14 protein-coding genes are annotated in these 22,008 nt (G+C 39.5%); 9 read left to right on the top strand and 5 right to left on the bottom strand.

What is annotated here, in order from left to right:
• Window positions 1-380 precede the first annotated feature (380 nt).
• The 5 genes from Q0590_RS30700 (at window position 381) to tnpA (ending at window position 5,140) form a co-directional block, all read left to right on the top strand.
• Window positions 381-1,214 (top strand): DUF8428 domain-containing protein, encoded by an 834-nt coding sequence (locus Q0590_RS30700; RefSeq protein ID WP_302041484.1) that lies wholly within the window; start codon window positions 381-383, stop codon window positions 1,212-1,214.
• Window positions 1,215-1,274: 60 nt separating this feature from the next.
• Window positions 1,275-1,544, top strand: a complete 270-nt coding sequence (locus Q0590_RS30695; protein ID WP_302041483.1) for a hypothetical protein — start codon at window positions 1,275-1,277, stop codon at window positions 1,542-1,544.
• A 54-nt stretch (window positions 1,545-1,598) separates the two neighbouring features.
• A complete protein-coding gene (locus Q0590_RS30690; protein WP_302041482.1) occupies window positions 1,599-2,066 on the top strand; it encodes a sll1863 family stress response protein in 468 nt (155 codons plus the stop codon).
• 521 nt (window positions 2,067-2,587) lie between these two features.
• Window positions 2,588-3,406, top strand: coding sequence for a DUF1206 domain-containing protein (locus Q0590_RS30685; RefSeq protein WP_302041481.1), 819 nt, complete (start codon window positions 2,588-2,590; stop codon window positions 3,404-3,406).
• A 1,299-nt stretch (window positions 3,407-4,705) separates the two neighbouring features.
• Window positions 4,706-5,140, top strand: a complete 435-nt coding sequence (tnpA, locus tag Q0590_RS30680) for an IS200/IS605 family transposase (protein WP_302041480.1) — start codon at window positions 4,706-4,708, stop codon at window positions 5,138-5,140.
• Window positions 5,141-6,629: 1,489 nt separating this feature from the next.
• On the opposite strand, the gene Q0590_RS30675 is transcribed toward tnpA, so the two are convergent.
• Window positions 6,630-8,426, bottom strand: a complete 1,797-nt coding sequence (locus Q0590_RS30675) for a sensor histidine kinase (RefSeq protein WP_302041479.1) — start codon at window positions 8,424-8,426, stop codon at window positions 6,630-6,632.
• Window positions 8,427-9,542: 1,116 nt separating this feature from the next.
• On the opposite strand from Q0590_RS30675, the gene Q0590_RS30670 reads away from it, so the two are divergent.
• The gene (locus Q0590_RS30670; RefSeq protein WP_302041478.1) at window positions 9,543-10,223 is read left to right on the top strand and encodes a porin family protein; all 681 of its coding nucleotides are present in this window, start codon (window positions 9,543-9,545) and stop codon (window positions 10,221-10,223) included.
• 1,101 nt (window positions 10,224-11,324) lie between these two features.
• Window positions 11,325-13,112, top strand: a complete 1,788-nt coding sequence (locus Q0590_RS30665) for a L,D-transpeptidase family protein (RefSeq protein WP_302041477.1) — start codon at window positions 11,325-11,327, stop codon at window positions 13,110-13,112.
• 157 nt (window positions 13,113-13,269) lie between these two features.
• Here the strand turns inward: Q0590_RS30665 and Q0590_RS30660 are convergent, their stop codons facing one another.
• The gene (locus tag Q0590_RS30660) at window positions 13,270-15,039 is read right to left on the bottom strand and encodes an SLC13 family permease (RefSeq protein WP_302041476.1); all 1,770 of its coding nucleotides are present in this window, start codon (window positions 15,037-15,039) and stop codon (window positions 13,270-13,272) included.
• A 631-nt stretch (window positions 15,040-15,670) separates the two neighbouring features.
• Here Q0590_RS30660 and Q0590_RS30655 point away from each other — a divergent pair.
• The gene (locus Q0590_RS30655; RefSeq protein WP_366970549.1) at window positions 15,671-16,192 is read left to right on the top strand and encodes an acyltransferase family protein; all 522 of its coding nucleotides are present in this window, start codon (window positions 15,671-15,673) and stop codon (window positions 16,190-16,192) included.
• Between the two features lie 144 nt (window positions 16,193-16,336).
• Here the strand turns inward: Q0590_RS30655 and Q0590_RS30650 are convergent, their stop codons facing one another.
• From Q0590_RS30650 to Q0590_RS30640, 3 genes are all read right to left on the bottom strand, one after another.
• Entirely contained in the window at window positions 16,337-17,086 is a 750-nt protein-coding gene (locus Q0590_RS30650; protein WP_302041474.1) for an acyl-CoA desaturase, read from the bottom strand.
• 354 nt (window positions 17,087-17,440) lie between these two features.
• Window positions 17,441-17,737 carry a sigma factor gene (locus Q0590_RS30645; RefSeq protein WP_302041473.1) on the bottom strand — a complete coding sequence of 99 codons (297 nt, stop codon included), beginning with the start codon at window positions 17,735-17,737 and terminating at the stop codon, window positions 17,441-17,443.
• 211 nt (window positions 17,738-17,948) lie between these two features.
• A complete protein-coding gene (locus Q0590_RS30640; RefSeq protein ID WP_302041472.1) occupies window positions 17,949-18,209 on the bottom strand; it encodes a hypothetical protein in 261 nt (86 codons plus the stop codon).
• A gap of 472 nt (window positions 18,210-18,681) precedes the next feature.
• On the opposite strand from Q0590_RS30640, the gene Q0590_RS30635 reads away from it, so the two are divergent.
• A complete protein-coding gene (locus Q0590_RS30635) occupies window positions 18,682-21,927 on the top strand; it encodes a chemotaxis protein CheB (protein ID WP_302041471.1) in 3,246 nt (1,081 codons plus the stop codon).
• Window positions 21,928-22,008: the final 81 nt, after the last annotated feature.

The following is a 22,008-nucleotide window of genomic DNA, read 5'->3' as shown; positions in this document are numbered from 1 at the left end:
ACCAACCTAACAGCTCATATTCTAAGAGTAGAATCAAATGAAGGTGCCATTCCTTTATTTCAATATTAAAAACAATTCTTAAGTCTGTTCCTTTAGTTAGGTTTAGAAATACAGATTTTCTTCAGAATTGATTCGTAGTAGCAAATAGTAGTAAAAATGAGGCTTTAGTAGTAAAAATGAGGCTTTATACGGGTTACTTCTAAAAGCAGAAATTAAGAACTCTCTTTCACTAGTTTAAAATCAGAGTTGTAAAATTTATCAAAGTAGACCTGGAACAACGCTTATCTGTAGTGAAAGCAATAAAAATTACACATCAGGCAGCTACCTAAACAATAGTAAGTATGGAAAGGGGAAAGAAAATTAAAATACTATCTGGAGCCATGGGTGCTTTGCTTCTATTTTCAATAGCAGGGAATATATATTATTGGACCAAAAGCCAGGATCTGGCCTCAGAAAAAGATCGTATAGCGCAAAAATCGGATGTCTTGTTACTTGGTCAGAGTAGGGATATTAAGCAACTAAAGAAACAACTCAACAACACCCAACGAGAGAATAGATCATATACTAATCAAGTAAATGAGCTGACTAATTCAATCAGTGCGGTAAATACAGATATTTGGGAATTGCGTACAAAAGGAGCAAATAACAGAGGTAGCCTGGATTCACTCCGTAATGAAGGCCAAGCAAAATTATCAGATCTAAACAATAAGGCTGATCAACTGATGGAGAATAACAGCACCTTAACGAGAAAAAATAATCAATTGAACCAGCAGGCAGATGTATTAAATGACAGTTTGCAGAGGGTAGCAAACGCCCTTACAGCAGACGGTTTTCGCATAGTAGCCCTTAAAAGTAATTATAAGGAAACCGCAAAAGCGAAAAAAGTAGCGGTGCTTACTGTATCTTTTACTGTGCCTGCAGAATTTGGTTTAAGAGGTAGAAAAGAAGTATATCTGAGCTTGACTAATTCACAAGGCACTGCCGTGAACCCGGTGCTACGCACATTTACCCTATCAAACGCTGAAGACAAAAGGGTAATCCCGGTACATGCTGTAAAAAGTGTGAATTTTTACGAGCGTAAAGAGTCCGTCGAATTCACATTTGATGATACAAAGGCAATTAGACCAGGAATGTATATAGCCTCTGCTTATACAAAAGACAAATATCTTGGCTCAGTTGAAGTACAATTCCGCGATAGCTTCTGGTTTTTTTGAGTTGATCAAAGGGCTAAGAAATTTACAAGTAGTATAACATTATAAAAAAATATTATGAAAATGGCAATACATAATTCTAAACAAGTAATAAACATCCTGTTTTGGGTAATCATCATAAGTCTATCAGCCTGTACTGACCATCCTAAACAGCAAGAGGGTGAAGTAGCGATGGATACTACTGCTGGACAAGATAATTTATATATAGACACGACATCTGATATAAGCTATGGTATTGCTGGCGAAGTAGATACCACAGGATCTCCCGACCTGGATACATTGAAATACATTAATAAAGGGGTAAAGCCAGAAGACGCCTTTGAGGAGAAATAGGTCTATGAAGCTTTATCCTAATCATATTTTGGACACTAAAATTTTTAACATGTTATGACAATACGTAGAACAACAATTAAATTGCTATATCTTTTTCCTGTGATATTGGCTATATGTATATTAAGCTTTTCTTCCTGTAATCCCCGTGGTGAAAGTGAGTTACAACAAGAACATGCCAATACCTATTTAACCGAGGACGAACTAGAAGGGTATGAACAGTGGGCAAAAGAGCAGGAAAGCTATACACAAAGCCATCAAGAGTTGATTCATCAAGTTGAAAATAGAATGGAGCGGTTAGAAGAGAAGATGAGTAATCTAAGTCCTGTAAACCAAGCCAAAGCCAGAGAAGATATCAAGCATTTAGAGCTGCAAAAAGTTGCATTACAAAGTGAGTTAAATGAACTTAGCTTAGCTGATGAGCAAAACTGGGCAGAGGCAAAACAAGAAGTAGACCAGGCGGCTGATTCGCTGAAGTTTAGTATGGAAGAGCTGGATAAGAATATAGAATGGGGTGGCATATAACTCGGCTTCATTCCTTCGATAATTGGGTATAGCTAAGGGTTCTTTCTATAAGGGTTCTTTCTAATTGATTTCTTTAAATATGAAAAGTATTTACATTTATTAGATTTCTAAATCTGTTTATCATAAACAGTGCTTCGAGCATGCCATAGTTTAGCTATAGTAATCAAGCTGTAGGATAATTCTTTATAATTATAAGATAATTATAAGTGCTGTTAATTCTCTATCAGGACATTTTAAGCAGTAATTCAACACAAAAGCAATGAACAGACAGCTTAGGATCTTTTATCCGGATGTTGTCTCCAGAATTGCTTTGTTACCTGCCATTTTTAGCTAATTGTTCCTCTTGTTACCTATATGAATGGTGCATGTTAAAATACCTTTTGCAGTGAGCGCAGATAAAATTGACACACTAACACAGGCGAACAAGGGCAGACCTGCAAACGTATAAGCAATACACAAAAAGCAACAGGCAGGATTGGTTTTCACCAGCTCAACGGGAAAAGCCTTTTGCAGAAATCAGAATGGCCGATATATCATCATACTTTCCTTCTATCCCAGGTAAATGGGTAAAGTACCTTGCTCAAATCGGATTAACAGCGAAAGGCATTCTGTACTGTCTGTTCGGGATACTGATGTTCATGGCGGCTTTTGAACTCGGCAGTTCTATCAATAATATTGGCAGGAAGAAAGTATTTCTCTTCCTAGAGGAAATGATTATAGGCAGAGTCCTGCTTGGGCTTGAGGTGATTGGCTTGGCGTGCTATTGTATCTGGAAATTGATCCAGGCAATCAAAGATACAGAGTTGAAAGGAACAAATATCAAAGGCATCATTAATCGGCTGCGTTATGCCACCAACGGGGCCTCCTATGGAATGTTGACACTTTTTGCTGCCCAACTGGTCTTCGAAACTGATCGCGATAATGGCAGCAGCAGCCTCAGGAAGACTATAACTACAGCAATGCTGCAAAATCCTTGGGGTTACTGGCTAGTGATTTTGGCAGCAATAACCATTGCCTTGGGTGGAGCTTATTATGTTTATCAAGGGCTAACTGGGAGTTACCAGCAGAAAATAAAAGAGGTATTCTTAAAAGATAATGCCGAAAGAATAATGATAAAAGCCGGTAAAGCAGGATATGCTGCCCGTGGCATTGTATGGATTATAGTTGGTTATTTAACGCTTAGAGCAGCCCTTAATGTCAGGAGGGGTGGTATCCAGAACGCATTTCAATTCCTGGAGAGTTCTTTCTACGGATCTTACCTTCTTGGGGGAGTAGCCGTAGGCTTAATCTGCTACAGCCTATTTGTCTTTATGCAGGCAAAATTCCAGATCAGCAGATAAGAATCTATTTTTAAGGTGGTGGCTTCATAACGTTTTTGGAATTTGTAGAAGCTAAGGGATGGTAAAAAAACTCATGAAATTTAGCTAAGTGAACGTTGATTTATTCAACCACTTTTTGTAACTCCTGCCAATATGGCTGATTTTGTGAAAGGTGCATATTGATCAAAAGATGGTGGAGTTACTGAAAAGGCAGCCATTTATTCACAAGATCAACTTTATAGTCATTTCTATCCAGTAAATATGAACTTGCTCCCTTTTACTCGAGAAAAAACGAGCAGGGGAGAGGGAGCTATCTTTCAAGGGGCATTGCTCGTGCAAAACGCTTCTTTAGCCTTTCTTGACTGACTGATTTTTCCTAGCGAAACAGGGTCAAAAGTGTCATTTAAAAATTAGTTGTCGGACCAATTTCAGACCTACTATATATAACTCCCTGACTGACAGTGTACAGGCGACTCTCTTCTTCGCCGTAGGTCTTTGGTTCGAATCCAAACGGAATCACTCTCAAAAACCGCCTAATTTCGCAAATTAGGCGGTTTTGTGTTTTGAAATTTTGCAGTAGCCAAAATGCATACATTTTTTTAAGAATTTTTTTTCAATCGAAAATGAGTGTTTTTGCTCTTTTCGCTATTAACTTTAAGAAATGGTTATTTTTTCTCCAAATGCATTATCGAACAACTTATCTGTCTAAAGTTATTATCTTATTAAGCTCTCATTGATTTAACATTAATAACTTTTTAGTATTAGTAGTGTCGTGCAACCAGCCCATTAAATATGGACAGCAACTTGGTACCTTACAACATTTTTTGCTACAACGTTGTTTGGGCAAACTGAGCAAGGATCAACAAGTATACTCGAGAAATGAAATCAATGAATGGCTTACGCAGACGTCATTTAAAATGATAGAGCAAACTTATTATAAAGTCTTTAGCGGAGAATTGTAGGCTTTTGGTGAACGATTGATCCTAAGTATTCAAGTGTAGAAGATGCAAATGCATCATCTTACCCGTTTATTGGTTCAGAAAACAAGGGATTGAACAGCGGGGGAAGAACCTGCGGGTAAATGCCAATGATGGGGGTGTGATTGTAGATGGAGAGTTTTACCTGGTACTTCAGCGGTGTAGGTCGTCAGATAGACTAAAGAAAAACATTTGAATTCATCTTAGAGAACGATTCCTTAAGTGATTACCTGAAAAGAGAGTTAATTTATTTTAAAAGTACGTTGGTGTAAAACCATGCAATTTATTGCAAGACTTTAGTTGCTACCCAATTCTATTAACGTTTAGTAGTAAATTGTAAACTATGAGCCGAAATAGATATAGTAGCCATAGTGTACATCATTTACAAGTACATTTAGTATGGATAACTAAATACAGATACCAAGTATTAAAAGGGGATGTGCAAGTTCGATGCCGGGACCTGCTGCGGCAGATTTGCGACTCATTAGATATACAAATCTTAAAAGGGGTAGTCAGTAAAGACCACATCCACTTACACATTAGTTATCCACCTAAGTTATCAGTCAGTGATATAGTTAAGCGACTAAAAGGCAGAAGTTCAAGAATATTATTAGATGAATTTGCCGAGTTAAAGAAGCGCTACTGGGGTTCTCACCTGTGGGCTGTTGGATATGGAGCCTGGAGTGTGGGAAATATTACCGATGAAATGCTCCAAGAGTACTTGGAGCATCACAAACAACACCCTAACGACAACACAGACAATTTCATCTTAGAATAATTTTTAATGAACTTTAGTTTATCTTTTTCAATCGGCTTGAGCCGAAACTGCGAATTTTATTTGCTTTCAAAACCTATGCACTTTTAGTGCATAGTCGTTTAGTTCCCCTTTTAAAATTACTCATCCATGATAGAATTTTTATTACAGGAAGATTTCTACAGCATCTACAATATATTAAGAATAATAGAAAAACTAGTATTATATTGAAGCGGTGTTATAGCAATTATACTTTGATAGTCCCTTATTTCCGTTTAACTGAATAGAATTTAATTTATGATGTGTATTAGGCGAGAGAATAAGCCTACCTCAACTAATCCATAGTAATAAGACTCTGATTATCAGTATGTTACAAAAAAAACACAATTTCTGTATTTTTTGGTATTCTTTCAAGATATTTCAAATAAGTTTTCACTTTTATATATAAACAGATATCTTAAGAGCTTTTCTATATCTGGCCTGTAATTCTATTACAGGAAGACGCAACTAAAAACAGCGTTTATATAAATGATAAAAGCCGTCATTATCTATGAAGGCCTTTATAGATATACACTTAATTGCATTATGAATCGCTTCATAACTGGTGAAAATCTACATATTTGTTAAACACATGTATGCGTTTTTATCAAAAATATTTATGAAGTCAAAAGCAGTCTATGTAGCTCTTATATAGGCTGCTTTTTTGCTTGTAGTATGGTAAAATCAAAGCATTTTTAGCTGCTTGGATCCAGATTCTCTCTGCTCAGGTCTATTTCATTTTGGGAGGAGGTATCTAATGGATCGCTTAAGGGTTCTTGCTCTTGAGCTCCTAATTTAGAGTAAATGCATCGGGATTTCTCCCAGCGATAAGTTTTGCCAGTTAGGGATCTGCTTTAATTCATTAATTGTATAATCATAGCGGTTGCTGCCAAAATTGATGGAAGGTTGGAAGGGGTGCCCATGGCCGAAAAATCTTGTTCTGGCTTGTTGTTGGTCACATTTGTAGTAATTTGTGTAACCTTAACCTACGAACAAGGATAAGGCTTAGTTTATCTTTTTTGCTTATAGGAGTTTACTAACTAGCTTCCTCATAGTTGTATGGCCAGGTATAGTATACATTCTTTTCAGATAGAAAACACTTTATGAGAAATGTAAAAGTAAAGCCAAAATCAATTCGCTTAGTAGGTTTTACGGCTTATCTACTTGTGAAAATTACCCTACCTGCTTATCCTTATTAAGGTACTTGAAGGAGAACCTATAGATGTTCATGGGCTGGCATTAGATTTCTATAGGATTGATAAAACAAAACCTAGCTCAATACTGGCCTGCTTAGTATCTAGTCAGAGTATAGCGGACAAACAGATAAGAGAGCAATAGGAATAGAATATACCCAAATACTGAAATTGCATATATAGGCAAAAGCAGAGATGATTTGATTCCCCTTGCCCATGGTTTATAGCAAAAGCTGGAATAATAAAGGGGCTGTTTTGTTTATTACTATAGCCCTGGAAGCTTAGTTGGCCGGAGCGACCATCGAAGGGAGCTCAAGGGTAAAATGGGTACCCTTGCCTACCTGTGAGTCGACCTTGATACTGCCTTTTAAAAAATTTAAGGCTTCTTTGGCAATATATAAGCCTAGCCCTGACCCGGCATTCTGCTCGGTGGCACGGTAGAACATGTTAAATATTTTATCTATTGCTTCTTTTTCTATACCTATGCCATTATCGATAAATTCAATGATCGCTTTTTGTTCGCTTGTTTCTATCTTTATCTGCAGATAGGGTTCTGCTATTGGCTTTCTATATTTGATAGCATTGGAGATGAAATTTGAGAAAAGGATCTGTAAGCGGAAAGGATCGCTATAGAAGAGAGAAGCAGCTTCTATTTTTATTTGGATGGCTATTTTATCCACCCCTTCCATATAGTGCAAATCATCTAGCACCTCTGAAATCAGTTTTGAAAAGTCGATGGGCTCAGCAGTGGGTTCCAAGCGTGTATTTTTGGAATAGGAAATAATGTTTTTGATAAAGTTATCCAGCTTGTGCACACTTTTACTCATCAACTGCAGATACGCTGTTCGCTGCTGCAGGTCAACTTCAGGCTTACTGATCTCTATCAAGCCTAAGATGGAAGCAAGCGGGGCTCTTAAGTCATGGGAGGCCCGGTACACAAAGCTATCCAGCTCGGTATTGATCTTCTTTAATTCCTGACAATGGGTAGCCAGCACCTGTTCAGCTAGTTTTTGGTCGGTAATATTGCGAAGAATGGTTCGGTAGGAATGGATTCTCCCGTTGCTCTCATACTGGGCGATGACATTAAGTAAAGCAAAGGCTTTTGTGGTTTCTTGTTGAAGTATTTCTATTTCTACATTTTCTAGTTGTTTTGCCGCTAAGAATCGCTCATAAAGGGCCTCGCCATTTCTGAATTTGGCAAATACCTCTGCTAAACTATAAGAGGACACCTGGCGGCTATCCTCTAAATCCAACAACCATCCACCCATGGGATTAATCTCCGTGAGTTTTCCTTCTGCAGAGCTGAGCAGAATACCATTTAAAGACTCTTCAAATAAGGTTCTGTATTTTTCTTTCGTTCCTTTAATATGCCGGAAGGTACGGGTAACTACAAAGCTAAACAACAGCAACAGACCAAAGGAAACAAGGCAGGTAGCCGAGAATAAAGCTCTTTCTGTTTGACGGGCAATCTGGCCAAGGGAAGCGGAAAACTGCTCTTCTAGCAGGGTGAGTTGCTCATTGATCCCAAGAATCTGTGCTACCTGCCCATTCAACTGCTCATTGTCAGCTTGCTTGGTTTCAATTAGGGTATGTATAATAGATGCATGCTCATCAAGCTTTTCTATATGCCCATCCGCCTCTCGCCATAGTTCAAGCACTTGCCTGGTAGCCTGGAAGTATTTCAAATAGGTAAACAAACGAGCCATTTGCTCTACATCGTGCGGATGATTGCCGCCACGTATATACCATTGTTGAGCTAAGAACAGATCCGGATTTTGCTTCTCGAGCTCAAGACGGGCATGTTTGTCGGCTATTGGGATAGCTATTTGCTGTCGGTACTTCTCATAACGGGCAGGATTGTGTGAATTTATATACCTCATCAGGTGGATAAGGGCATTTTTCTGCCCTTTGGAATAGGCACTTTCTCCATGCACATAGGCTCTTAGAGTCGACAGGATTTGTGTACCCAGGTAATCGATGAGCAGAAAACTGCCTGTTAACAGGGTAGCTAAAAAGATGATTAACAGGAGTTTTCGTTGAATGAACTGACTCCATATGGTTTTACTCGCTATCGTCATGAAGATATATGATAGATGCCAACCGCATGTATTTAGCCGATAAACCTACAAATAAAACTATGATCAAGCCAGTACTTGTGGATGAATATAACCCAAGTGTCTGGTCTGAAAAGTATGTTTTACTCAAAGAAGGGTACTGCTGTTTACTTTGGGGTGTGGTCTCATTAATGCTTTAGGTGGATAGAATAGAGGAACATAAGAACCCGGTCTACTGAGGTTATCTGGTTTTAGTTACCGAGCCAGCCTTTGGAAGTGATTGCGTAACCCTCTTGCACGTCACATATAGGCTAAGACCCTTACTTGTTTCAAAAAGGCAAGTTCATGAAAATGGATAAACAAGGCTATTCTAGCAAAGAAAGTAAGAATTAGTTTTCAAACAAGTCATGGAGGATATGAAGTTATTGTAACAGCCGTGCTTTAGTGGCCGTGTTCAGCTTATACTGCTGGGAAGCCACATTGGCTATTTACAAAGAAAACCTTACAAAAGAGGCTTTTTTTGTCAATTTCCTCCAGCGAGCAAAAAAAGACAGATTCCCTTCGCAGTAACTCGATCTGCTGTTTATAGTAGCAAACCTTTCTGAGAAAGATTAGCTTTCGCAGGTCGGGCGGGTAATAAGCCCTATAAATGCCGCTTTATTTTCACCTTCCCAGATGGCATCAAGTATATTACTCCCTATTTGGCCATACTTACCCTTGCCGCTCAAGCCTATTGGGCAACGCTAAAATAATGATAGTTAATGGCCATAAAACCTATCATAGGATTATAGAAGCTTTCTTTAAAGATCACTAACAGGCAAGAGAGCTGATTAAGCTTTTCCTTGCTCTTGTTTTATTTTTTATAGAGTTAACTAAGAACTTTCAATATCTAATTCTGTCAGAGAGAAAATTACAGCGTTACTAAATAAGAATAAATATATGAAAACCTATTTAGGAATTATTGCGTAAGTCAATATTAAGAATAGTTCAGAGGAATATCTTATAATTAAGTATGTATCTTTTGATATCCTTCTAGCGTTGGTTATGGCATTGTTAGCATCAATATGCTTTATTCTAGCAAAGCCATAGAATAAAATGCAATACATTCTACTATTTACTACATCTAATCAACTACCTATTATGCAAAAGAAACACAACCAATGGCAAAAACTTGCCTTCCTGAGCCTTCTTGCTCTGCTACTCTTTATAGCTGCTCCCATACATGCGCAGGAGGACAATCCTGGCCCTAAATTCGGTATCAAGGGGGGAGCCAACCTTTCTCAACTTTATATCAATCAGCCCAACGTAGAAGATGAAAACATGAAAGTAGGCTACCATTTTGGCTTATTTGGCAAGATACCTGTAACTGATTTTCTAGCAATTCAGCCAGAACTTCTCTACACTAACACAGGTGCAAAGGTCACCTATGGAGGTTCAGATTTAGCTAATTTACTGGGCATCGAAGAGGGAGAGGTGCGGTTTAATCTAAATTATATTCAAGTACCGATAGCGTTAGTAGGCAATCTTGGCGCATTTAAGATTCATGCAGGGCCCTATGTTTCGTACCTGGTAGGTGCCAATGTAAAAGATCTTAAATCAGCTGATCTAAACTCGAATGACATTACTGACTTAAATGCAGATAACTTCAACCGCATGGATTATGGCCTGATGGGGGGCATAGGGGTGGATATCAATAAATTTATGATAGGGGCCCGCTACAACTATGGCCTACGTAAAGTTGGTGCCAGCGGTATTGCCGGTACGCTAACCAATGATTCTAGAAATTCTGTTGCCCAAGTCTATATTGGCTTTGGTTTTTAGTGCTCACTAATAGACAGGAATATATACACTATAGAAGTTAGTAAAACAGGTTTCCTTTGCTTAACCAACTAACCAAGCGAAAGAAACCTGTTTTTTTACCTGCGATTTTCTAATAGACTGCCCTACCTGGCAGCAGTAAGAATGACTTTCTTCTAAATAATGAGTTTAACCAAAGGCGGGATATTAATTTAATAAGCTTGATGGATAAATAGCGATTAAGTCATTCTCGAAATAACGGCATTTCTAGATAAGGTATGTTAAACCCAGATAATTTATCTAAGCATCATACCTAGTCTAAACATTTTAGAGATTTACTCTTGCTCAGCGAACAAATTGCCAACCGATCCACTTTGCTCGAAAGATTCAATAACCTGTTTTTCTAGGGGAGTCTGCAATAGATAAGGATTGTTCTGCCAGAACGGTGCCTTGTAGGGTAGGCCACCTAACATCGAAATACCCTTTCCTAATTAAGATTGAGTAAAGGGAACATATACCATTTTATAGATTTAAGAAAGGGGAGCAGCTCCGCCAGGAATAGAGGCTTTTAGAGATCTCACCGCCTACCAGCTATTAGCTAATTACAGTTTCAACGTCCGGATACACTTACTTGCAGAAAGGTAATATATCCTATAAAAAAATCTCATAAAAGAATGTTCAATTCGTAAACTACTCATCCATTATGAAGTAATGTTCAATGGCGTGAAATAGGTCAATACACGTATACAGAATAAACTCTGTAGGAGGTAAGTTAGCAGTGGCCAAAAAATAATTCTGTAGCTTGCGGCTATCTACCTGCTTTTCAACTTCGCGGTTTAGATAAAAGTATGAAACAAAAATATCTTCCAGGTGACTAGTATACATCAGTAGTCCTTGGGTTGATAACGTGCTGCCAAAGCTCTATTCTATTCTATGTTACCTTTGCTCTTCCAAGTTTTAAGCTTCTTGATGGCTTTTCGATAAGAGCCTATCCATACATGAAAAAACATTCTGATCCCTGTTAAAAAAACGCATAGATAACTTGTCCTAATAGAAAGACGTAAGCTATCAATAGAAATGCACTGTTTATAAAAGCCTATTTCAGGGTTAGGTGGAGGAGAAAGGATGAATTTACAAAAACTACCCAAACAAACACTTATTACCATACTATCTGTAAGCTTAGTAATGATTGTAGCCCTTACCTTTTGGCTAATAGGTAGTAAGCAAGCAAGCAGTAAAGATAACCTCAATCGGGATGATGCCTCTACAGATGAAGCGGACCTGCGTTATACAGATGAACACCCTGATGGCAAGAGAGCTTATATAACAGAGCTACCAGAGCTACAAGAGTTAATCTGCTCAGCACTCGATACATCAAATGTGGAGCAGTACTTACTTAGCGGGAATGTGCGTAACTATGTCAAAGTATCCTTTGCCGATTATTACAAGAAACATAATTGCCAGCCGGCATGGATAGATCAAAAGGGCTTACTACCGCAGGCTGATTCACTGCTTTCAGCTTTAAAGGCTGCACCTAAAGAAGGATTAATCTATGACTATCATCTGGAGCAACTGCGGAAGGCAAAAGATAAAATTTCTGGCATACTTTCCCATAGAAGTAATCCGGATTCCACAGAGCTGTCTGAACTGGCAAAATTCGATCTGCAGATGTCGGCCAGTTTCTTCACCTATGCATCTCATTTACTATCAGGAAAAGTAGATCCCGACCAGTTTGATATTACCTGGCGGGCAGAACCGCGAAAGCGTAACCTGGCGCCTATCCTGGAAGAAGCCTTAGCGGAAAACAACCTGTCTGAAGCTTTACAAAAGGTAGTACCTACCTATCCACAATATGCACAACTCAAAGACTGGCTTGCCCGCTTTCAGGATATAGCCGGTAAAGGCGGATGGCCTGTTATACCTTCCGGTCATATACTTAAGAGGGGTGATGAAGGTGAAAGGGTGGTATTACTCAAGAAAAGGCTGGCACTCACCAATGATCTTTCCATTGCTATAAAAGATTCGCTACCTGTTTTTAATGAAGGGATAGAAGAAGCCGTAAAGCGTTTCCAGCAAAGAAACGGGCTACTAGCAGATGGCCTGGTTGGAAAGAGTACCCTTGCTTTATTGAACACACCGGTTGAAAAAAGAATAGAAAAAATCCGTATTAACCTGGAGCGGCTCCGCTGGTTGCCAGATACCTTAGGCGAAAAATACGTAATGGTAAACATTCCAGCGTATCGAGCCACAGTTATAGAAAGTGGGCATCAGGTGTTAGAGATGAAGGTAGTAGTAGGGAAAGAATATACGTCGACACCTGTTTTCAGAGATCAGATCCAATATATAGAATTTAGCCCTACCTGGACTGTACCCTTGAGTATTGCAAGAGAAGAAATTTTACCCATTCTTCAAAAAGATTCTGTTTACCTGACTCAGAATAACTTTTTGCTACATGAGACATGGAGAGAGGAAGATACCCCTATAGATCCTTATGAGATTGATTGGAGCACAATAAGTAGCAGGGATTTTCATTACCGTTTGGAACAGCAGCCTGGGCCTGGAAATCCGATGGGGCAAGTAAAGTTTATGTTTCCCAATGACCTGGCTATTTACCTGCACGATACGCCTTCCGAACATCTTTTTGATAAAAAAACACGGGCCTATAGCCACGGATGTGTGCGGGTAGAGAAACCTGTAGATTTCGCTTTGCTCTTGCTGGAAGATGAGCCAGAAGTGAACGAGCAGAACATTTATGAGTATATGCACTCAGATAGCCCTAAAAGAGTAAGATTGCCACAGCCCATGCCCATACAGTTTATGTACCTGACCGCTTTTGTGGATGAGCAAGGAAGGATCAATTTCAGAAAAGATATTTACGGCCACGACTCCCTGCAGATAGAAGCTATCCGGTAAAGGCAGCTTACTTACCAAAGATTTGATAGTTTTTATCTAATGTATACCAATAGCTCATATAGCCTTCGGATAGCTTTCTTTAATAAATATGAGCATACCGTAAAAATTTGAGCCAGCCTTTCCTTTTTTAAGTTACAGAGAATACTACAAGTTTCACTCAGAAGGGCCAGAAGAAGAGTATAAGCGGGATTCCCAGCAGGATCATAAGGAGTGTTAGGGGTAAGCCCATTCGCCAGTAATCGCTGAACTTATACCCGCCCGGCCCCATAACCAGCGTATTAGACTGATGCCCGATTGGAGTAAGAAATGCGCAGGAGGCACCAACAGCAATAGCCATCAGAAAAGGGTCTGGCGAAACCTGTAATTGACCGGAGATACGTATACCAATTGGAGCCATGAGTACAACCGTTGCTGCATTGTTGATAATATTGGATAATCCTATTGTAACCATCATCACCATGGCCAGGACCATCCAAACAGGACCATCTGTGCCTATATGGAGAATCCGGTCTGTGAGCACCTGAGCTGCACCGGATGTCTCAAAGGCCTCACCTACTGGAATCATAGCAGCGAGTAAGGCTATCATCGGCCAGTCTACGCTTGTATACATTTCACGCAGAGGAAGTATATTTAATAGTATGAATAAGAGTGCTGCTATACTAAAGGCTATTTGCACCGGTAGCAGTCCCGTTACAACAGCGATAATGGCCAGCATGAAAATACTTAACGAAAGAAAAACTTTTCTTGGCTTACCCATAGATAAGTCTCTTTGAGCCAGAGGAAGGCAATGTAAATCATTGATGGCACCTGTTAAGTTGCTGCTTCTTCCTTGCAACAAAAGTACATCACCTGTTTTAAAACTAATCCTTCCGATTCTTTGCCAGATCTGTTGTTCACGTCTGGCTATCGCCAGAAGATTGATATTGTATTGAGAACGTAAATGGATATCCACGGCTGTTTTACCAATTATGGGAGAGTCCCCCATTACAATAGCCTCCATCATATGAATATCTTTTGATCCTGCTGCTTGCTGGTGCATTTCTTTACCGCCTACAAGTACTGTAGCTGTATTGTCAATAAAGGCTTTTAAGCTATCTGTATCGGCTTCCAAAATTAAAATATCGTTTTCCATCAGCTCTACAAAGGGAGAAGGAGCATGTAGTCTAACTCCGTGCCTAATGATACCCAAAGCCAGCACTTCTGAGTGGGCTATCTGATTCATTTGGTTAATTCTCTTTCCATTCAGCTTGCTGCTGGCAGTAAGCTTTAGCTCAGTAATATAGTTATCAATTTGAAACAGCCTGTTAGCCGATCCTGCCGTTTGCCTTTTAGGAAGTAGCCTCCATCCAATAAGTGTAATGAAAAGCAGACCTATGAAAGTAAGTATCGTTCCAACAGGGGCAAAGTCAAACATACCAAAAGCCTCCCCGCTCATGTCCTGTCTGAAGGTGGCAATGATAATATTGGGGGGTGTTCCGATAAGGGTCATCATCCCTCCAAGTATAGAGGCAAAAGCGATGGGCATTAAAATAGAAGAAGGGGGGGTGCGGCTTTTGCGAGCCAGTTGAATGGCAACCGGCATAATAATGGCTAAAGCGCCAATGTTGTTGATAAACGCGGAAGCTATGGCAACGATGAGCGAAAGTATAATTATCTGGACTAACGAATTGGTGCTGACTTTAGATACTACCCTTCCTATCTCGTCCACCAGTCCTGAGTACTGCAGTGCTCTACTGATAATAAGAACGGCAGCCACCGTAATTACGGCAGGATGAGCAAAGCCTACAAACGCCTGCTCAGTTGGCACTAACCCAAACAAAACCAGCGCACCTAGGGCAATAAAAGCAACCAGATCATAACGTATTTTCTCCCAGGCAAAGAGTACCAGTGCTATACCTAGAATAAGAAAAACAAGTAGTTGCTCCATATATTTTCTCCAAATGTTAGTTAAAGGCATTATACCGCCTTTGAATTAGCCCACCTGCTTTCAAAATTTTAATGTAGGTAAAGACTGTGCAGCTGTTGTTAGAGTATAAGCAGTATAGAGGTCTTCAGGCGGAAGAACCGAAAAACATTAAAAAAACAGATAAGAAAATCTACCCAATTGATTTACAAAAAGAGAGTCACTTTGTAAAACGTCAGATTGGTGTCAAGGGTTGATGAATGGCGTATCGATTGGTCTTGAAAAAAGCCTAATTTTTCAAATATTCAGGCTAGGGAAATCTACATCTATAAATAAGCAGAAATCGGATTTGATTCTAATAGAAGAGACTGAAAACTATACTGTGTCAGGAGATATTTTTCCAAGATGCAATTAACCTAGCAATACCTTTTTGTAGTAACAAAATTCTACAGTGAATGGACTATCTTAAAAGAATGTAGGCTTGAGAATGCGATTTACTTTCAGGCTCATTCCGCCTGTCAAACTTTACTGCCTTCCATAGCTTTTCCTTAGGAAAGAAGATCCATTGTTCAATCTTTTATTGATCAATCTATAATGACAACACTCACTAAGCGTTTATATAGTTCAAGTTACTAACAGAATTCTCTAATTTCTTATCTTTATTTTTCAGATTGTTCATGTCTTCTGTACTTACTCACCCCTCTGCCTAAATAAAACTAGGCTAAAACACCTGGACAGCAGTCTTGACCTGATGCGGTTCATAGGCTTGTTGATCATCATGCTGGCGCATGCCCAACCACCGGATTGGCTTTTTCAGCTTAGAAAGTTTGGAACACCCTTGTTAATCGTAGCTTCGGCACTATCTATATCCAAAATCTATAAAAAACGCCCTTTGAATATAAAAGAATTCTATCAAAAACGCTTAGTAAAACTAACGGTTCCCTCCTGGATCTTTTTAACCTTCTACTTTTCCTTTTTGTATGTAGGCTACTCTGTGTTGGGTAATGGGGCAGCCTATCCTTATAGTTTGAGGACTATTCTAAAATCCTATATGTATAGGGGAGGAGGTATTGATAATTTATGGATTTTGAGAGTGCATATATTTTTAGCCCTTCTTACTCCTTTTGCGCTACGCCTCAAAGCATCAGAGAGCCAGATGAAGTATCCACCTATTTAAAAATTCTTTTCACAGGCTACCTTGTGTATGAACTCATGGTGAGTATTACGCATCTAATTGTGCCTGTTACTCTATCAAAAAGTATAGATGCTCATCTGTTTACGTTACTGGCTTATGCCTTTTGTTCCTCTATGGCCTACCTATCTAGACTTTAAGCCTGTGGCTTTTCTGTGTCCTTAATTTAATGATCTTGAGTTGATGTAGTATTTTCATCGCCAAGTATCCGGTATCCACTTCAAACCACTTAACAGAGTTATTAGGCCTGGAAGGATGTTTATGATGGTTATTATGATAGGCTTCTCCCCAAAATATAAAATCTACCGGGATAAGGTTTTTAGATGTGTTATTAACCTGAAAGTTGACATAGCCAACCACATGCGCTAACCAGTTAACTACCGCTCCCTGAATAGCACCCATCCCAAAATGAAGCGGCAATAACAGGAACATCCACCATTGGGTAGCCAATAGATAATATAAAAAGATATAGAAGCCGCACCAGGCAAGTCTGGAAAGGGGACTATGGGCAATTTTATCAAAAGCCTCCCACTTAGGTAGTCCAACGGTATATTTTTGTTCTACGTTGGTTTTCCCGGTGAAGATATCAAAATAGTTGTTACGGGTTTGCCACATCATAGTAAATACATTGCTTGAGTTGCCCGGAGAGTGAGGATCCTCGCTTGTATCTGTATGCGCATGATGCAATCGGTGCATGATACCATAGGCATAGGCACTTATGTAAGAGGAACCCTGCGTGAGATAGCAGCCGATGTAAAAAGCCTTTTCCCAAGCTCTGGACATCGTAAACATCCCATGAGCTGCATAGCGATGGTGAAAAACAGATTGAAAAAAAAGGGAACTGTACCAGTGAATGATTAATAAAAAAACTATTGCCATATAATATGTAAATAAAACGTTATACCTCTTAGTGCTTTGAAAATGCATCTTTCAACAGAAGGGCATGAGGTATAGGTTACATGTTTCCGAATAGTTCTGCGGTGTTTGCTGAAGAAAGGAACAAGAGATATTTTTTTCCGATCTAAAGCATAAAAAATTGTTGCTATTAATTATATCTTTCTGCTTGTGTAGCAAGTATGGTTCTAACCCTGCTGCGTGCTAGCTTTTTCCTTTCTCTTCTATGTGAAAATAATGCATGCAAGGGGAAAGGAAGGTTTATAAGACTTGCCTTACCTGTATTAGCCAATGTTGGAATCATCCAAACCGTTTAAGGCTAGCTTACACATGATCAGCTTATGGCAAATTCGTCCTTTTAAAAGCTTCTTGTTTTACAATCCAGACCAGCCATATACCAAATCTGCCTTTAGAAGAGTCGTAAGCGTCTATGTTATTCCAGATAAAAATAAATGTGTTTTCCAACACCTGCGATGCCATTGTCTCATCGCCTGTTATGGTTAAACTGATAAGATATAGGCTGGCACTGTATGTATCGTAGAGTAAGTCGAAACCCTCTTTCTCTTTCTTTATTAATAAAGAAATCATTTTTTGCTCGGCTATGCTACTTTGGGGCAGGGTACAAGCGTGAATCATTCGTTTTCTTGTTTAAACCCGGTTCCTTTATAAAAGCGAAAACAGCAGAAAAGCTTGATGCATCAGGGAATGAAGAAAACTTTACCTACCAAGCAATAGATGCGCAAATAAGTTGAATTGCTTTCTGTTATTTTTCCCTTTGACCTTCTTTTCTACACCCTTACAGGTAAATTGCTAGGTACTTAAAAATCTTTTTCTGCACCGCCCCCTTTTAGCTTGACATGCTTTTCAATTGGCTTTCAATCTGATGAAGATAATCTTTATGAATCAGCGCATCTTGTTCAATGGTCAGATAGGCTCGTATAGATTTTTTTAACAGCATTAAATCCTCTTTAGAATAACCCTTAATTCTCTCTCTGAATCCGGCAACTAAGCAAATGCATTGCTGCAGATGAATTTGCTGTTCATCAGTTGAGCACTTATCTGTTAAGTGCCTGTAAAGTAAATTGTTAACTTTAGAATAATAGTTCATAGGTGGTCTAATAAGGATCATCTCAAAGATACAAGAAAAGTCAGCTATTAGTTTTAAACAGTATAAATACTGATTAAAACTAAATAGGTATTTATACGTAGACTGTATTATTCTCTTTTACGTAATTTGTCTACCGGATAGTTGTAAAAGAAGAGTTTTATTTAGAGGTATCCTCCCTAAGCTGGCTTACGCTTTACTATTCGCGCTTAATTGTATATTTTGTTAGTTTAGCTGATTAATTTAGCTGATTAAAAAGTAGCCATCTTTCATTGCTTCTTTATACTTTTATTAAAAGCAGAAAGATGAGAAGTATACGCTTTCATATCTGGTAGCTTGTTGTGAGTAACCTGCTGTGTAGCTAGAGTATAAACTAGTAGAAGGGGCGGCTACTTTCCAAGACCATGTGACTGAAGGCTAATTTTTCTAATCCTATTGCACTTATTTACCTATACTTTTAACAAGCTATCCTGGTATGGTTACCCATTCTTCTCCCCAACATATTATCGCCATAGGTGCATCGGCAGGTGGTATTGAAGCCATCTATACTTTTTTTGACCATACTCCCCTTGATAAGGCTTCTTATATTATTATACAGCATTTGTCTCCCCATCATCAGAGCAGGCTAACGCAATTACTTGAGAAGCATAGTAAGCTCGATATTGCGCTTGCAGAAAACGGAATGGTGGTAGAACCTAATAAAATCTATGTGATCCCCAACAAGCAATTTATGACCCTTCAGAATGGAACCTTGTATCTAACAAGTAAAGCAGGAAAAAAAGGACCACACCAAACGATCAATACTTTTTTTAATGCTTTAGCAAACGATCAGGCTGATAAAGCGATTGGGATCATTCTTTCGGGTATGGGCAGTGATGGCAGCGAAGGCGTGAAAGCCATTAAAAATGCCGGCGGGCTAGTCATTGTACAAGATCCGAAGAGGGCTAGTTATGACTCTATGCCTACACAAGCCCTTGCCACAGGCATGGCAGATTGGGTTCTATCGCCTGAAGAGATGCCCATGCGCATACAGGCCTATGTGCACCAACTGCATCAGCATACCCCATTGAATCCTGCTGTTTCTCCCACCCGGCCAGACAAAAAAGATGAGTCTACCCTGATTGCTGTTTTAGATCTGCTCAAGAGCAAATTGCCGCTTGATTTTTCAGACTACAAACGGGCGACCATCTTTCGAAGAATTCGAAAACGAATGGCCCATCATGGGGTGAGTGATTCCAAGGCGTACCTGCAAATGCTTTCAAACAATCCGATCGAGTTAGAAGCCCTGGCACAGGATTTTTTAATTAGTGTGACTTCCTTCTTTAGGGACCGGGAAGCCTTTGAGCTCCTTGAACGGGATGTAATTCCAGCCATAATGAATGGAGAGGAGGAAGTAAAAATATGGGTTGCCGGCTGTGCAACTGGTGAAGAGGCCTATTCTATAGCCATACTGGTACAGGAACACCTGGATCAAACAAAAAAGAAAAAAGAAGTTAAAATTTTTGCTACTGATCTTGATAAAACCGCCCTGGCCGTAGCTTCCAAAGGAGTCTATCCGGAAAGTATTGCCGGTGAAGTGCTTAAAAAAAGACTGGATAGGTATTTCATCCACCAGGATCAAACTTACCGCATAAAACCAGAGCTTCGCAAAATGCTCATTTTTGCCCCCCATAACTTAGGAAAAAATCCGCCTTATGCCAATATGGATCTGATCTCTTGCCGGAATCTGCTTATTTATATGAACAAGGATTTACAGGAAAAAATATTTTCCATGTTGCATTTTGGCCTCAAAAAAGGAGGTTTCTTATTTTTAGGAGCAAGCGAAAACACTACGCTGCTCCACGCGCATATGGAAGAAATCAGCCGCAAGTGGAAAATATATAAAAAAAAAGAGCATGTGCGTCCCATTCGCTTTGATACTTTTTCTCTCCCTAGTCTTGAACAAGGAAAACTCTTATCCTTACCTTCAGCAAAAGGAGTAGAGGTGCCCGTCGGCAAACCTGCTCTTGGGGAGGTCTTGAGTGAAATATTGATAAGTGAATATGGAGGGGCCGGTGTATGCGTGGATGAAAATCTGCAAGTGGTGGATTCCTTTGGAGAATTAACCCAATATCTGTTACCCAAAGTATTTAATTTCAATCTCTTAGAGCTCCTGCCCCAAACGCTTGCCCTGCCAGTGCGGGCAGCCCTTCAACGGGCAGTAAAATCCGGGCAAAACGTAGGCATTAGAAGTAAGCCCATTAAAACTAAGCATAAGAAAGCTTCCCAGGAAGGGAAAACAATAGATGTGCTGGTAAAACCCTTTAGCGATCGCCATAATGGAAAGAGGCTTCTGCTGGTGCTGTTTCGTGAAAACAGTCAGGTAAACGAGCCTAACAGCCAACCTGGAGAGAAGGGGGTGGATGCCTCTTTGCAGACACGTGAATATGTGGAGAGCCTGGAAGAAGAACTTAAAACTACCAAGGAGCAACTGCAAGCTACCCAGGAAAAACTTGAAGCCATGGAGGAGAATATGCTTTCTTTTAATGAAGAACTCTTGTCCGCTAATGAAGAAATGCAGAGTACCAACGAGGAAATGCAAAGTTCCAATGAGGAACTGCAATCGGTGAATGAAGAATTGCAAAACGTGAATAGTGAATTTCAGGGAAAAATTAAGGAACTCACTGAGTTAAATGATGATTTGAATAATTACTTTCGAAGCAACGTAAACGGACAATTATTTGTAGATAGGGAGTTAAAGGTAAAAAAGTTCTCTCCTTCCATGGTCGATTTGATCAACTTACAGGAAAGGGATATTGGAAGGCCACTCGATGATATCACCACCAATATTAAATTTGAAACTTTTCGGGAAGATATGACAAAGGTCATAGCTGAGGGAGGCATTATTGTCAAGGAAGTGCAATCAGGCCATAAATGCTACCAGGTGATGACCATGCCCTATATTCGGCAACGGGATACTAAAATTGATGGAGCCATCCTTACCTTTTATGAGATCACAGAGCTTAAGCGTTTGCAAAAAGAACTCGAGGAGCGCAACAAGCATTTACTGCGCATCAATGAGGAGTTAGATACCTTTGTTTACTCTGCCTCTCATGACCTGTTAGGCCCCATAGCCCATATTCAAGGCTTAATTGAGCTTATACATATAAAAAATGATCAACTCAACCCGGAGGCAGAAGAGTTCTATAGGATGATTGATAAGGCCATTGCTAAATTCAGAGCACTGATCAGGGAATTATCGGTGATTGGGAAAATAGATCATGAGGGGTTACAGGAAGGAGAAGAAATCAACTTTGAAGAGTTAGTAGAAGAAATTAAACTTAGTATCGGAACGCAGCTATCGGACACCCAAACGAAAATAGAATCAGAGTTTGAGGTGCTCCATATCCACTTCGCTAAAAAGAACTTGCGCAGTATTCTCTACAACTTAATTACCAATGCTATCAAATACAAATCTTTGGAGCGGGCGCCCCGGATTGTAATCCGCACCAAAATGCTCTCAGGATTTATTCTCTTATGTGTTGAGGATAATGGAATGGGTATGGAGGAGAACAAAATCGCCTCTATTTTTACGCTCTACAAACGCCTGAATGAGCAGGTAGAAGGCCAGGGCATAGGGCTGTATCTGACTCAAAGAATTATCCATGAGGCAGGAGGCCATATTGAGGTAGAAAGCAACGTGGGTAAAGGCACAACATTTAAATTGTATTTTAAGCAATAAGCTCTCAAAGTCGCTCTCCTCTGAGGAAGGGTTAAAAGCGAATACAAGGAGTCTTCAAAAAGTTTGCTTTATTTCTGTCAA

Origin of the sequence: Rhodocytophaga aerolata, assembly GCF_030503435.1 — a bacterium.
GTDB classification, from domain to species: Bacteria; Bacteroidota; Bacteroidia; order Cytophagales; family 172606-1; genus Rhodocytophaga; species Rhodocytophaga aerolata.
Note: the sequence above shows the minus strand (reverse complement) of the source record. Positions and strands in the feature narration are given on the sequence as shown.